This is a genomic window from uncultured Methylibium sp. (genome assembly GCF_902826655.1).
Lineage (GTDB): Bacteria > Pseudomonadota > Gammaproteobacteria > Burkholderiales > Burkholderiaceae_C > Methylibium.
On record NZ_CADEFR010000014.1, the window covers coordinates 40,065 to 53,228 of the forward strand.

At 70.7% G+C, this 13,164-nt stretch carries 11 protein-coding genes; 6 read left to right on the top strand and 5 right to left on the bottom strand.

What is annotated here, in order from left to right:
- Nucleotides 1–6: 6 nt before the first annotated feature.
- From ligA to smc, 3 genes are read right to left on the bottom strand one after another with little or no spacing between them, the layout of a single operon-like run.
- Nucleotides 7–2,037 (bottom strand): NAD-dependent DNA ligase LigA, encoded by a 2,031-nt coding sequence (gene ligA / locus QZV97_RS08345; protein WP_295641081.1) that lies wholly within the window; start codon nt 2,035–2,037, stop codon nt 7–9.
- A 34-nt stretch (nt 2,038–2,071) separates the two neighbouring features.
- On the bottom strand, nt 2,072–3,127 hold the full coding sequence (locus QZV97_RS08350; RefSeq protein WP_295641083.1) for a cell division protein FtsZ: 1,056 nt from the start codon (nt 3,125–3,127) through the stop codon (nt 2,072–2,074).
- A 4-nt stretch (nt 3,128–3,131) separates the two neighbouring features.
- The gene (gene smc / locus QZV97_RS08355; RefSeq protein ID WP_295641085.1) at nt 3,132–6,650 is read right to left on the bottom strand and encodes a chromosome segregation protein SMC; all 3,519 of its coding nucleotides are present in this window, start codon (nt 6,648–6,650) and stop codon (nt 3,132–3,134) included.
- 226 nt (nt 6,651–6,876) lie between these two features.
- On the opposite strand from smc, the gene queF reads away from it, so the two are divergent.
- The 3 genes from queF (at nt 6,877) to QZV97_RS08370 (ending at nt 9,303) form a co-directional block, all read left to right on the top strand.
- A complete protein-coding gene (gene queF / locus QZV97_RS08360; RefSeq protein ID WP_295641087.1) occupies nt 6,877–7,308 on the top strand; it encodes a preQ(1) synthase in 432 nt (143 codons plus the stop codon).
- A gap of 180 nt (nt 7,309–7,488) precedes the next feature.
- The gene (locus QZV97_RS08365; RefSeq protein WP_295641089.1) at nt 7,489–8,007 is read left to right on the top strand and encodes a hypothetical protein; all 519 of its coding nucleotides are present in this window, start codon (nt 7,489–7,491) and stop codon (nt 8,005–8,007) included.
- Nucleotides 8,008–8,082: 75 nt separating this feature from the next.
- The gene (locus QZV97_RS08370; protein ID WP_295641091.1) at nt 8,083–9,303 is read left to right on the top strand and encodes a glycerophosphodiester phosphodiesterase; all 1,221 of its coding nucleotides are present in this window, start codon (nt 8,083–8,085) and stop codon (nt 9,301–9,303) included.
- 64 nt (nt 9,304–9,367) lie between these two features.
- On the opposite strand, the gene QZV97_RS08375 is transcribed toward QZV97_RS08370, so the two are convergent.
- Together QZV97_RS08375 and QZV97_RS08380 are read right to left on the bottom strand one after the other, a co-directional pair.
- On the bottom strand, nt 9,368–10,168 hold the full coding sequence (locus QZV97_RS08375) for a dienelactone hydrolase family protein (RefSeq protein ID WP_295641147.1): 801 nt from the start codon (nt 10,166–10,168) through the stop codon (nt 9,368–9,370).
- Nucleotides 10,169–10,352: 184 nt separating this feature from the next.
- A complete protein-coding gene (locus QZV97_RS08380; RefSeq protein WP_295641094.1) occupies nt 10,353–10,832 on the bottom strand; it encodes a MarR family transcriptional regulator in 480 nt (159 codons plus the stop codon).
- 226 nt (nt 10,833–11,058) lie between these two features.
- Here QZV97_RS08380 and QZV97_RS08385 point away from each other — a divergent pair, with 226 nt between their 5' ends.
- From QZV97_RS08385 to QZV97_RS08395, 3 genes are read left to right on the top strand one after another with little or no spacing between them, the layout of a single operon-like run.
- On the top strand, nt 11,059–11,340 hold the full coding sequence (locus QZV97_RS08385; RefSeq protein ID WP_295641096.1) for a hypothetical protein: 282 nt from the start codon (nt 11,059–11,061) through the stop codon (nt 11,338–11,340).
- Nucleotides 11,341–11,347: 7 nt separating this feature from the next.
- On the top strand, nt 11,348–12,265 hold the full coding sequence (locus tag QZV97_RS08390) for a DUF692 domain-containing protein (protein ID WP_366558899.1): 918 nt from the start codon (nt 11,348–11,350) through the stop codon (nt 12,263–12,265).
- Entirely contained in the window at nt 12,262–13,065 is an 804-nt protein-coding gene (locus QZV97_RS08395; RefSeq protein WP_295641097.1) for a DNA-binding domain-containing protein, read from the top strand. The genes QZV97_RS08390 and QZV97_RS08395 overlap by 4 nt, the downstream gene beginning before the upstream one ends.
- The last annotated feature ends 99 nt before the right edge of the window (nt 13,066–13,164 follow it).

A 13,164-nucleotide genomic window follows, 5' to 3' on the forward strand; every position in this document is an offset into this window, starting at 1 on the left:
GTTGTCCTAGCCTAGCAGGGTCAGCAGGCCGCCCTCGTCCAGCAGCTCGATGCCCAGCTCGCGCGCCTTGTCGAGCTTGCTGCCGGCCTCGGCGCCGGCGACGACGTAGTGCGTCTTCTTCGACACCGAGCCGGCCACCTTGCCGCCGGCGGCCTCGATCATCTCCTTGGCCTGGTCGCGGCTCAGCGTCGGCAGCGTGCCGGTCAGCACGAAGGTCTTGCCGGCCAGCGGCTTCGGACTCAGGTCGGCCTCGCCGTCGTGCTCGTCCCACTCGATGCTGGCCGCGCGGAGCTGGCCCACGACCTCGCGGTTGTGTGGCTGCTCGAAGAAGGTCCGGATGCTCTGCGCGACGACCGGGCCGACGTCGTCGACCTCGAGCAGTTGCGGCTCGGTCGCAGCCATGACGCGATCCAGGGATCCGAAATGCTTCGCCAGGTCCTTGGCCGTCGTCTCGCCGACCTGGCGGATGCCGAGTGCGTACAGGAAGCGCGCCAGCGTCGTGCGCCGGCTCTTCTGCAGGGCGGCCACGAGATTGCCGGCGCTCTTCTCGGCCATGCGGTCCAGTGCGGCGAGGTCGGCGACCTCCAGCCGGTACAGGTCCGGCAGGCTCTCGACGATGCCGGCGTCGACCAGTTGCTCGACCAGCTTGTCGCCCAGGCCTTCGATGTCCATCGCGCGCCGCCCGGCGAAGTGCAGGATCGCCTGCTTGCGCTGCGCGGCGCAGAACAGGCCGCCGGTGCAGCGATGGTCGATGCCGCCCTTTTCGCGCAGCACGCGGCTGCCGCACACCGGGCAGTCGCGCGGCATGCGGAAGTTGGGCACGTAGACCGCACGCTCTCCCGGCACGCGGCCGACGACCTCGGGGATCACGTCGCCGGCGCGGCGGACGACCACGGTATCGCCGATGCGCACGCCCTTGCGCCTGAGCTCGAAGACGTTGTGCAGCGTCGCGTTGCTGACCGTCGTGCCGCCGACGAAGACCGGCGCCAGCTTGGCCACCGGCGTCAGCTTGCCGGTGCGGCCGACCTGGATCTCGATGCCGTTCAGCCGCGTCAGCTGTTCCTGGGCCGGGTACTTGTGCGCCACCGCCCAGCGCGGCTCGCGCGTCACGAAGCCCAGGCGCTTCTGCAGCGCGACCTCGTCGACCTTGTAGACCACGCCGTCGATGTCGAAGGGCAGCGCGTCGCGCTTCGCGGCGATGGCCTGGTGGAAGGCCACGAGCCCGTCGGCGCCCTGCACCACGCGGCGGTCAGCGTTGACCGGCACGCCGAAGGCGGCGATGGCATCGAGCGTGCCGCTGTGCGTGGCGGGCTGCTCCCAGCCGCGCGTGTCGCCCACGCCGTAGGCGAAGAAGCTCAGCTTCTTGTCGGCCAGCGCCTTGGGGTCGAGCTGGCGGATCGCACCGGCCGCGGTGTTGCGCGGGTTGATGAAGGTCTTGCCGCCCCTCGCCCGCTGCAGTTCGTTCAGGCGCTCGAAGTCGTCGCGGCGCATGTAGGCCTCGCCGCGGACCTCGATCAGCGCCGGCGCCCGGCCGCGCAGCTTCAGCGGGATCTGCCCGATGGTGCGGACGTTGTGCGTGACGTCCTCGCCGGTCTCGCCGTCGCCCCGCGTCGTGGCCTGCACCAGCACGCCGTCCTCGTAACGCAGGTTGATCGCCAGGCCGTCGAACTTGAGCTCCGCGTTGTAGTCGAGCGCCGGCGCATCGTCGCCGAGCTGGAGCTCGCGTCGCACGCGCGCATCGAAAGCCACCGCGCCGGCGGCGCTGGTGTCGGTCTCGGTGCGGATCGACAGCATCGGCAGCGCGTGCCGAACGGCCACCAGGCCGTCGAGCACCTGGCCGATCACCCGTTGCGTCGGCGAGTCGGGCGTGCGCAGCTCGGGGTGCCGGGCCTCGATCGCCTGAAGCTCCTGGAACAGGCGGTCGTACTCGGCGTCGGGGATCTCCGGCGCGTCGAGCACGTAGTAGCGGTGGGCGTGGTGCTGCAGCTGCTCGCGCAGCCGCGCGGCCTGGTCGGCCAAGGCTTCGGGAACGGGCATGCCGCCGAGTTTAGGGGCCGTCTCTTCAGCGGATTCAGCTGAAGAGGCGCCGCGCCGCGGCCGAGCCGGCCGCGAGATCGCGCTCGGCCAGGGCCGCGTACAGGCGCTCCAGCGCCTGGCCGATGCCGGCGAAGGCGGCCGCCTGCAGCGGCTGGCCGCTGTCGTCGTACATCGCCGCGTCGAGCGACAGCGCCAGCGCCTCGCCGGCCGCGCACCACGCGCCGAAGGGCGCTTCACCGGCCGCGGTCTGCGGCACGTCGAAGGCCAGCGTCAGTTCGCGCACGGCGGCCTGGCTGGGCTCGTCGGCCAATGCGGCCTGGGGGTCGAACTGCAGGCTCAGCACCGGCGGCGCGCCCTCCTCGCCGCCCGGCAAGACCAGCCGGCCCGGCAGCTGCCCGGCGACGAAGCCGTGGCGGCTGGCGTGCTGCTGCACGTAGCCCAGCGACCACGCGGCGCCGCGCGACACCAGCCTCAGCGCCAGCTGGGCATCGTGCTCGCCGGCAAAGGCGTCCAGCTCGCGCCCCCGGGCCACCACGTCCAGCATGTCCGGAAAGTCCGCCAGCGCACCCAGCGACTCGGCGAAAGCCTGGACCTTCTGCACGAACTCGGAGTACTCGATCTCGTTGAGCGCACCGCTGCGGTTGGCCAGCTGCACGCCGGCCTGGAACTCGCCGTAGCGCTGGCCCGCCGACGGCGTCTCCCACTCGCCGGTCTCGGCGTTCAGGCCTTCGACCAGCAGCGGCTTGCTGCCGGCCCGCCGGGTCGGTGGCAGATGCATGACGGCGGTCTCGCCGCTGGCGGGGGTGTCGATCGTCAGCGTTGCGATCGCGTCGATCAGCGCGTCCAGCCGCGGTCCGGCGCTGCGGCGACCCAGCGTGGGCTCGATGCGCGGCACGGTTCCGGCGTCATCCGCTGCGGCGCCGGGCGGAGGCGGCGCGTCGAAGCTCGGCTCCTGCGGCGCCGGCGGGTCGACAGGCTCGGCCGCCACGCGCTTGATCTCGCTGCGCCGAGCCTGCCAGGCGCCGTGCGCCACGACAGCGGCCAGCACCAGCCCGCCGGCGATCGCGAGCGAGAGCTGGAGCGAGGTCATGGGATCAGGCGGCCTCGGCCATCGAAACCGCCGAGTCCATGTCGACCGCGACGATGCGCGACACGCCCTGCTCCTGCATCGTCACGCCGATCAGCTGGCCGGCCATCTCCATCGCGATCTTGTTGTGCGAGATGAAGAGGAACTGCGTGTTGTCCGACATGCTCTTCACCAGCTTGGTGTAGCGCTCGGTGTTGGCGTCGTCGAGCGGCGCGTCCACCTCGTCCAGCAGGCAGAACGGCGCCGGGTTCAGCTGGAAGATCGCGAACACCAGCGCGATCGCCGTCAGCGCCTTCTCGCCGCCGGACAGCAGGTGGATCGTGCTGTTCTTCTTGCCGGGCGGCTGGGCCATCACCTGCACGCCGGCGTCGAGGATCTCGTCGCCGGTCATCACCAGGCGCGCCTGGCCGCCGCCGAAGAGCTCGGGGAACATGCGCCCGAAGTGCTCGTTGACGGTGTCGAAGGTGCCCTTCAGCAGGTCGCGGGTCTCGAGGTCGATCTTGTGGATCGCGTCCTCGAGCGTCGTCATCGCCTCGATCAGGTCGGCCGATTGCGCATCGAGGAAGGTCTTGCGCTCGCGCGAGGCGGTCAGCTCGTCCAGTGCGGCAAGGTTCACCGCACCCAGCGCCGCGACCTCGCGGTTGATGCGGTCGATCTCGCCCTGCAGGCCCTGGAGCCTGACGCCGCCGGCCTCGATACCCTGGCCGAGCGCGTCCAGATCGACCTGCGCGGCGGTGAGCTGCTCGAGGTACTGCGCGCCGCCGAGCTGGGCCGCCTGCTCCTCGAGCTGCAGCCTGGTGATCTTCTCGCGCAGCGGCTCGAGGCTGCGCTCGAAGCCGAGGCGCTGCTCGTCGGCCTGGCGCAGGCGCGCCGACAGGTCGTCGTAGGCACTGCGCTGCGCGCCGAGCGCCTGTTCGCGTTCCAGCTTCAGCGCCAGAGCGGTCTGCAGGCCGGCCTGCGCGGCGGCGTCGGTCAGCTGGCCGAGTTCGTCCTGCAGCTGTGCGGCGCTCTGCTCGTTGGCGGAGATCTGCTGTGCCGCGGTCTCGATCGCGCGTTGCAGCTCGCCGCGGCGCGCCGCCAGGGCGCGCGAGCTGAACTGCGCCTCCTGGGCCTCGCGCTCCAGCGATCGCAGCTGCTCGCGGGCGTCCGCGAGGCGGCGCTCGGCCTGGATCACGGCCTCGTCCAGCTCCGCATGGCGCTCCTGCTCGCCGGCAAGCTGCAGGTCCAGTTCCTCGAAACGGCCTTCGGCGGTCGCGCGCTTGTCCTGCAGCCCCTCCAGAGCGGCATCGATCTCGGCCAGCTCTGCGGCGATCTGGTCGCGGCGCGCGGTGGTCTGCTCGGCCAGCTGGCTCAGGCGCAGCACCTCGACCTGCAACTGGTGGCTGCGGGTCTGGCTGTCCGCTGCCTCGCGGCGCGCGCCGACCAGGCGCGACGACGCATCGGTGTAGGCCGCCTCGGCGCGGACCAGCCCGGCGCGCGCCTCGTCGACGATCAGCGCCTGGGCGCGAGCCTGCTTCTCCAGGTTCTCGATCTCCTGGGCCCGGGCCAGCATGCCGGCCTGCTCGGAGTCCGGCGCATAGAAAGCCACGGCGAACTGGCTGACCGCATGGCCGGCGCGGGTCATGATGACCTCGCCGTGGGTCAGCTTGCCGCGGTTGGCCAGGGCCTCGTCGAGCGAGGCGGCCGTGTACACGCCTTCGAGCCAGTCGTTCAGCAGCGCCGACAGCCCGGGCTCGCCGCCCAGGCGCAACAGGTCCGACAGCCGCGGCAGCGTCGTGTGGGTGTTGGCGATGGCAGCGCTCGGCGGCGTGTAGAACGCCAGGCGGGCCGGCGGCGCATCGCCCTCGAAAGCCCGCACCGTCTCCATGCGGCCGACCGCCAGTGCGTGCAGGCGCTCGCGCAGCGCGGCCTCCAGCGCCGGCTCCCAGCCGGGTTCGATGTGCAGGCGGGTCCACAGGCCGGCCAGGCCGTCCAGGCCGTGCCTCGCGAGCCAGGGCTTGAGCTTGCCTTCGGTCTGGACCTTGTCCTGCAGCGCCCGCAGCGCCTCGAGCCGCGCGTTCAACTCGGCCTGGCGTGCGGCCTCGGCGTTGACACGCTCCTGCCGCGTGCGGCGGTCCTCGTCGAGTGCCGGCACCGAGGCGGTCAGTTCCTCGGCCCGCGCATCGGCGATGGCCTGCACCTCGCCGGCCGCCGAGAACTGCGCCTTCAAGGCCTCCAGTCGTGCGTCGTCGGGCGCGGCCAGGTTCTGCTGCTCGCTCGCCAGACGGTCGCGACGCTGCGCGAGGCTGCGCGTCTGCTCGTCGACGTTGCGCGACTCGGCCGCGAGCAGCTGGATCTGCTGCTGCACCTCGGCGGCCTTGCCGCGCTGGTCGTTGCTGCGGGCCTGCGCGGCGCGCACGGCGTCCTCCGCGGCCGGCAATGCCGCGGCCTGCTCCTCGGCCTGCGCGGCCAGCAGTTCGGCCTGCTCGTCCGCCGCGGCGATCTGGGTCGCCGCATCGTCGAGTTCGCTCGTCGCCTGCTCTCGACGCTCCGCCCAGCTCTCGTTCTGGCCGCCGAGCTCGGCCAGGCGCTGCTCGGCACGCTGGCGGCCCTCGACGACGTAGCGGATGCGCTCTTCGAGCCGGCTCACCTCGAGCGCCGCCTCGGCCAGCGAGCCCTGCGCCGTGTGCAGCGCATCGCTGGCCGCGTAGTGCGACTGGCGCACGGCCTCGAGCTCGGCCTCGACATGGCGCAACTCGGCGACGCGCGCCTCGATCGCGGTGGTCGCGTCCAGCACGGCCTGCTTGACGCGCGCCTCCTCGGCCGAGGCGTCCCGGTGCTTCAGGAACCACAGCTGATGGAGCTTGAGCGTGCCCTGGTCCTGCAGCGCGCGGTACTGCGTCGCCACCTCGGCCTGCTTCTCGAGCTTGTCGAGGTTGGCGTTCAGCTCGCGCAGGATGTCGTCGACGCGCTGCAGGTTCTCGCGCGTGTCCTTGAGCCGGTTCTCGGTCTCGCGGCGGCGTTCCTTGTACTTGGAGACGCCGGCGGCCTCTTCGAGGAAGAGCCGCAGTTCCTCGGGCTTGCTCTCGATGATGCGGCTGATGGTGCCCTGACCGATGATCGCGTAGGCACGCGGCCCGAGCCCGGTGCCGAGGAAGACGTCCTGCACGTCGCGACGACGCACCGGCTGGTTGTTGATGTAGTAGCTGGAGGTGCCGTCGCGCGTCAGCACGCGCTTGACGGCGATCTCGGTGAACTGGTTCCAGGCCCCGCCGGCGCGGGCGTCGGCGTTGTCGAACACCAGTTCGACGCTGGAACGGCTGGCCGGCTTGCGGTTGCCCGAGCCGTTGAAGATCACGTCCTGCATGGACTCGCCGCGCAGCTCGGAGGCCTTGCTCTCGCCCAGCACCCAGCGCACCGCGTCCATGATGTTGGACTTGCCGCAGCCGTTGGGCCCGACCACGCCGACCAGCTGACCCGGCAGCTGGAAGTTCGTCGGTTCCGCGAAGGACTTGAAGCCGGAGAGCTTGATCGAATTGAGGCGCATCGCGGGCGGCAGATCGCGTGATTCGTCTTCGCGTGAAAGTTGAAGACTATCCGCTATCTATTTGATATTCAACGAAAAACCGGCGTGGACGCCGGCTTGAGAGTGCGGTGGATGATAGCATCGCGCCCCTCGCCGAACTGCAAGCAAACGTCGGCCGAACCGAGCTTTCGCCATGGCCAAGAACCCCAGCAGATCCGCCCCGAAGTCCGCCCCCAGGCAACGGCCGATGCCGCCGAATCCGCCGACCGCACCGTCCAAGGAACTGCACGTCTTCCCCAACCCCGCGCCCGAGCGGGACTACGTCATCCAGTTCCAGATCCCCGAGTTCACCTGCCTGTGCCCGCTGACCGGGCAGCCGGACTTCGCGCACTTCACGATCGACATGGTGGCCGACCAGCTGTGCATCGAGCTGAAGAGCCTGAAGATGTACATGTGGAGCTTCCGCGACGAAGGCGCCTTCCACGAGAAGGTCACCAACGACATCCTCGGCAAGCTCGTCGAGACGGCGGCGCCGCGCTTCGCGCGCATCACGGCGCGCTGGTACGTGCGCGGCGGCATCTATACCAACGTCGTCGCCGAGCACCGCAGGAAGGGCTGGAAGCCGGCTCCGCCGGTCGATCTGCCGGTGCATGCCGTGGAATCCGGCCTGCGCGGCTGACCCCCCGTCGGCCGCGGCGTCGAATCTGCCGCGCAAACACCCTGTTACTCTGGTTCAGGCCGGTCGATGACCGGCCGATGACAAGGCACTGCTTGCCAGTGCCCCGCCCGGATCGGCTCCACGCCGTGTCCGTCCCTGCGAGACCTGCGACGCAAGTCAGCAACTCGCCGGAACGTCACCATGGCCTCGTCATCCCCGTTCAGATCCCTCGCCAGCGCGGCCGTGGCCGTCACGCTGCTGTCGATTGCCGTGCCGGCCAGCGCCGACACGAACGAGCCCGACGGCCAGCACCTCTGGCTCACGACCGGCTTCGTGTCGCGGCACGTCGGCAGCGGCAACACCGGTCGCTACAACGAGAAGAACGGCGGGCTCGGCATCGAGGTCGCGCTCGACGAGGACTGGCGCCTGGCCGCCGGCGCCTACAGGAACTCGATGCGCCAGCACAGTCGCTACGCCCAGGCGGTGTGGTCGCCCGAGTTCACGCGCGCGCGCCGTGGCGACTGGAAGTTCAGCCTCGGTGCCGCGCTCGGCGTCGTCGACGGCTACCCGGCGATGCGGCACGGCGGTTTCTTCCCGACCGTGCTGCCGGTCGCGTCGGTCGAGTGGCGACGCGTCGGCGTCAACCTGACCTACATCCCCTCGCTGGCCGGCAACGTGACCGGCGCCTTCGCGCTGCAGCTCAAGCTGGCCGTGTTCTGACGCGACCGTCATCGACCGCTCACGGCCGGGTCATGACCGGCCCCTAGCGTGCGCGCACCCCTTGGAGGAGTGCCCATGCGATCGATCCCCGTCTTCTGCGCCACGCTGGCCTGTGCCCTCGGCCTCGCGGCCTTCATCCCCGCGGCCTCGGCCGACGACCGCCGCGGCGGCCCGCGCGCCGAATCCGCCCGCCCGCTCGTCATCGGCCACCGCGGCGCCAGCGGCTACCTGCCCGAACACACGCTCGAGTCGTACGCGCTCGCGATCGAACTGGGCGCCGACTTCATCGAGCCGGATCTGGTCGCCACCAGGGACGGCCACCTGATCGCGCGGCACGAGCCGAACATCGTCAACACCACCGACGCGGCCTCGCGGCCGGAGTTCGCCGCACGCCGCCGCACGGCCGTGGTCGACGGGTTCCCCGAGGAAGGCTACTTCGCCTCCGACTTCACGCTGGCCGAGATCAAGACCCTGCGCGCGCGGCAGGCCTTCGCCGAGCGGCCGCAGCAGTTCAACGGCAAGTTCGAGATTCCGACCTTCGACGAGGTGGTCCGGCTGGCGCAGCGCAAGGGCCGCGAGCTCGGCCGCGTGGTCGGTGCCTATCCGGAGACCAAGCACCCGACCTATCACCAGAAGCTCGGCCTGCCGCTCGAGCAGCGGCTGCTGAACGTGCTGACGCGCCACGGCTGGAACTACCGCGAGGCGCCGGTCTTCATCCAGTCCTTCGAGCAGGCGAACCTGAAGCTCTTGAACCGGCTGACGCGCGTGAAGCTGGTCCAGCTGATCGATGCGAACGACGTCAACGCGGACGGCACGCTGGACTTCACCGCGCCCTACGACCGGCCGTACGACTGGACCATCTCCGGCAACCCGGCGCTGCTGGCCCGGACCTTCGCCTACCTGACAACCGACGCAGGGCTGAAGGAAGTGAAGAGCTATGCCGACGGCATCGGCCCATGGAAGCGCTACATCGTCGGCACGCTCGCCAACCCGGCCGGCTCGGGCGCGGGCGAGGCGAGCCTGAAGCTGGCCCCCGCCGGCGACCTGATCGCGCGCGCGCACCGGGCCGGCCTGCTGGTCCATGCCTACACCTTCCGCAACGAGCAGCGTCGCCTGGCGGGTGACTACGCCGGCAATCCGGTCAACGAGTACCTGCAGTTCTTCGGCCTCGGCATCGATGGCCTGTTCACCGACTTCCCCGACAGCGGCGTGGCGGCCCGCGTGCTGCACCGGCTCGAGACCGACCCGGGCTACGCCGACTGCCTGACGCGCGAGGAACGGCGCGGCTGCGACTGACCGCTGCGCGCGCCAACAAGAAGCTCGGCCATGGCCGGGCTTTTCGTTCAGGCGAGACGCTCGATCAGACGCCGCGCTCCTTCAACCAGTCTCGCGTCAGCTTCCACGCATACGTCGCCGCCGCCTTGTCGTAGCTCGGCCGGTAGTCGGCGTTGAAGCCGTGATCGACGTTCGGGAACACGACGATCTCCGAGCCGCTGCCCGACCTGGCGATCGCGCCGCGCATCTTGGCGATGGTCTCCTGCTTGACGAAGGCGTCGATGCCCGAGTACAGACCCAGCACCGGCACCTTGACCCGATCGCCGAAGTCGATCGGGTCTTGCGGCCGGATGTCGGATTTGAAGCCGTCGAGCAGGCCGTAGTAGGCGACCGCCGCCTTCACCTTGGGGTTGTGCAGTGCATAGACCCAGGTCGTGCGGCCGCCCCAGCAGAAGCCGACCACGCCCAGACGTTCGGTGTTGGCTTGGCCGCTGGCCTTGGCGAAGGCGAGCGCGGCGTCGAGGTCGGCGGTCACCTGGGCATCCGGCACCTTGGACACCACGGTCGAGATGATGGCGCCGATGTCGGTCAGCTTCGACACATCGCCCTGGCGCGCGAACATCTCCGGCGCGATCGCGTAGTAGCCGAGCTTGGCGAAGCGGCGGCACATGTCCTTGATGTGCTCGTGCACGCCGAAGATCTCCTGGATCACCAGGATCGTCGGATGCCTCCCCGGCTTGTCGGGGCGCGCCACATAGGCCGGGATCTTGCCGTCGGCGGTGCTCACCATCACCTCGGCGACCTTCAGGCCCCTGGTGTCGGTGGTGATGGTCTGGGCCGACACCGGCAGCGTGGCGGCGGCGAAGCCGGTCGCCAGCGAGCTCATCACGAAGCCGCGGCGCGAGAAGCCGTCGGCCTCGGGCGCCGGTTGCGCGTGACGGAAGTCGATGGCCTTCAGGCCGTACTGCATCAGTTTCATCGGGTCGTTCTCCTGGGTTGAGCGGTGACGGACGATCGAGCGGCAAGGGCTCGCGCGGCCGAGGCCGCGACGAGCCGGGGGAAAGACCGATTCAGCCGGCGGCGCCGGCCAGCAACGCGCCGCGCAACGCGTGCAGCGCGGCGGTGAGGCTCTGGCGCTCGCGCGCGGAGCAGGCGGTGGCGCAGGCCACCTGGTCGTGCACCGCGCCGACGCGCGTCTGCAGCTCGGCGCCGCGGCGCGTCAGCGTGATCAGCACCTGCCGCTCGTCGGCGGCGCTGCGCGTGCGCTCGACCAGGCCTTGCGCCTGCATGCGCTTGAGCAGCGGGGTCAGCGTGCCGGAGTCGAGCGCGACGCGCTGGCCCAGCTCGCCGATCGTCAGCCCGTCGCACTCCCACAGCGCGAGCAGTGCCACGTACTGCGGATAGGTGAGATCGATCTGCGCCAGCAGCGGGCGGTAGATCTTCGTCATCGCCAGCGACGCGGCGTACAGCGCGAAGCAGAGCTGCTCGTCGAGCAGGATGGCGCTGGGCGCCGGATGGCGACTGGCTTCGGGTTTCCTGGAGGTGGCCATGGCGGGTCTTGTTGCTGCAAATAGTATTGCACACAAGACGATGCGTGCCGGCGGTGATCGCCCGCGCCGTCGGCGCGGCGGCTCGTCAGGGATTTCGCCGAGGCGGTGTAAGTCTGGTGCCGCGACCGCGACACACGTCGGTGCGAGGGTTCGCAAGACCAGCACTGTCCGGCCTGGCGCGCTGCCAGTCCATCCCGCTTCAATGCCATCTCAGGAGTACACCACCATGATCGTTCAATCGAAGGGCGTGCAACTCGCCGCCGCCGCTGCCGCCCTGGCCTTCTCGGCCGCCGCCTTCTCGGCCGCGCCGCCGGCGGGCAGCTCGGGCAAGGCGGTCGCCGCGAGCGACAAGGTGCACTGCTACGGCGTGCACAGCTGCAAGGGCAATGGCGACTGCAAGACGACCGAGAACGCCTGCAAGGGCCAGAACGCCTGCAAGGGTCACAGCTTCAAGGGCATGCCCGCGGCCGAGTGCCTGAAGGCCGGCGGCACCATCGGCGACCTGTGATCCGCGCGTGAGCTTCGTCCACAAGACGGACGCCGCCCCGCAGCCCCGCGCCGGCAACGGTGCGGGGCTGCGGGCGCCGGCGCTGCAGCCGTCGCCCGGCTTCGGGCTCGGGCTGCGCACGGCGCACTATCCGGACTTTCTCGCCGCGCCGCAGCGTGTCGACTGGCTGGAGCTGCTGTCCGACAACTACCTCGTTCCCGGCGGCAAGCCGCTGGTGATGCTGGACCGCATCCGCGCCGACTATCCCGTCGTGATGCATGGTGTCGCACTGTCGATCGGCGCCACCGACGGCCCCGACGACGCCTACCTGCACGCGCTGAAGGCGCTGGCCGACCGCGTCGAGCCGCTGTGGGTGTCCGACCACCTGTGCTGGACCGGCGTGCATGGCCGCGTCCTGCACGACCTCTATCCGCTGCCCTACACCGACGAGGCCCTGGACGTGGTGGCACGCAACGTCGACCGGGCGCAGGAGGTGCTGCGGCGCCCGCTGGTGCTGGAGAACGTGTCGAGCTACGTCGGCTTTCGTGCCTCGCGCATGACCGAGTGGGCTTTCATCGCCGAGGTCTGTCGTCGCACCGGCTGCCGGCTGCTGCTGGACGTGAACAACATCCACGTCAGCAGCGTCAACCACGGCTTCGACCCACTGGACTTCCTGGACGGCATCCCGGCCGACCGCGTCCAGCAGATCCACCTGGCCGGCCACTCCGACCACGGCGACCACATCATCGACACCCACGACCAGCCGGTGGCCGACCCGGTCTGGGCGCTCTACGAGTCGGCCTTGCGGCGCTGCGGTCCGGTGGCGACGATGATCGAGCGCGACGACCGCATTCCGCCCTTGCCCGAACTGATCGCCGAACTGGACCATGCCCGCGGCATCGCTGCCCGCGTGACACGCGAAGCCCGGCACGAGGCCCTGGCATGAGCGCGGAGGGGCGTCCAGCGAGCGCCGCGCTGCTGGGCATGCAATCGCTCGTGCAGCAGCACGTGATCGGCACGGCCGATGCCGCGGCGCTGATCGACGGCGACGCGGCGCACGCCGCGCAGCGGCTCGGCATCTACGCCCAGGCCTATCGCCTGCGGCTCATCGACGCGCTGGCCGACGCCTACGCGAAGACCCGGGCCTGCCTCGGCGCCGATCGCTTCGAGCGCGCCGCGCTGCGCTACATCGATGCCCAGCCGCCGACCACGCGCAGCCTGCGCTGGTTCGGTGACGGCCTCGCCGACGCCCTGGCCGGTTGGCTGCCTCGGGAGCCGGCGGTTGCCGAACTGGCGCGACTCGACTGGGCCTTGCGCGGCGCCTTCGACGGCCCGGACGCTCCGGTGCTGGACGCTGCGGCATTGGGCGCGGTGGCCCCCGAGGCCTGGGGCACGCTGAAGCTCGTGCTGCATCCGACGGCGCGCTTGCTGGTCTTCGAGCACAACACCGTCGCGGTCTGGCAGGCCCTGGACGACGACACCGAGCCGCCGCCGCTGGAACGTGGCGACCACCCGGTCGCCTGGCTCGTCTGGCGCAAGGGTCTGCAGCCGCACTTCCGCTCGCTTCATCCGGCCGAGGCCGCATTGCTGCAAGGCGCGCTGGGCGGCACCGGCTTTGCAGCGTCGTGCGAGCACGCCGCGGCGCGGGCCGCTGACGACACCCCGGACGAGCTGCAGCTGCGCATCGGCGCCTGCCTGAGGCAGTGGGCTGACGACGACCTTCTGAGCGCCATCGTCGACGCCTGACGCCCGGGGATCGCTGCCCCACCCCTCCGGGTGTGGTGCCGGCGCCGGAACCGGATTGCACACCGGGTGCCGCACGCCGCATCATGCGGTCATCCCCAC

What these genes read in the sequence shown, in the direction of transcription:
- ligA (WP_295641081.1), bottom strand. Translation starts at nt 2,037, where the DNA reads ATGCCCGTTCCCGAAGCCTTGGCCGACCAGGCCGCGCGGCTGCGCGAG.
- QZV97_RS08350 (WP_295641083.1), bottom strand. Translation starts at nt 3,127, where the DNA reads ATGACCTCGCTCCAGCTCTCGCTCGCGATCGCCGGCGGGCTGGTGCTG.
- smc (WP_295641085.1), bottom strand. Translation starts at nt 6,650, where the DNA reads ATGCGCCTCAATTCGATCAAGCTCTCCGGCTTCAAGTCCTTCGCGGAA.
- queF (WP_295641087.1), top strand. Translation starts at nt 6,877, where the DNA reads ATGCCGCCGAATCCGCCGACCGCACCGTCCAAGGAACTGCACGTCTTC.
- QZV97_RS08365 (WP_295641089.1), top strand. Translation starts at nt 7,489, where the DNA reads ATGGCCTCGTCATCCCCGTTCAGATCCCTCGCCAGCGCGGCCGTGGCC.
- QZV97_RS08370 (WP_295641091.1), top strand. Translation starts at nt 8,083, where the DNA reads ATGCGATCGATCCCCGTCTTCTGCGCCACGCTGGCCTGTGCCCTCGGC.
- QZV97_RS08375 (WP_295641147.1), bottom strand. Translation starts at nt 10,168, where the DNA reads ATGAGCTCGCTGGCGACCGGCTTCGCCGCCGCCACGCTGCCGGTGTCG.
- QZV97_RS08380 (WP_295641094.1), bottom strand. Translation starts at nt 10,832, where the DNA reads ATGGCCACCTCCAGGAAACCCGAAGCCAGTCGCCATCCGGCGCCCAGC.
- QZV97_RS08385 (WP_295641096.1), top strand. Translation starts at nt 11,059, where the DNA reads ATGATCGTTCAATCGAAGGGCGTGCAACTCGCCGCCGCCGCTGCCGCC.
- QZV97_RS08395 (WP_295641097.1), top strand. Translation starts at nt 12,262, where the DNA reads ATGAGCGCGGAGGGGCGTCCAGCGAGCGCCGCGCTGCTGGGCATGCAA.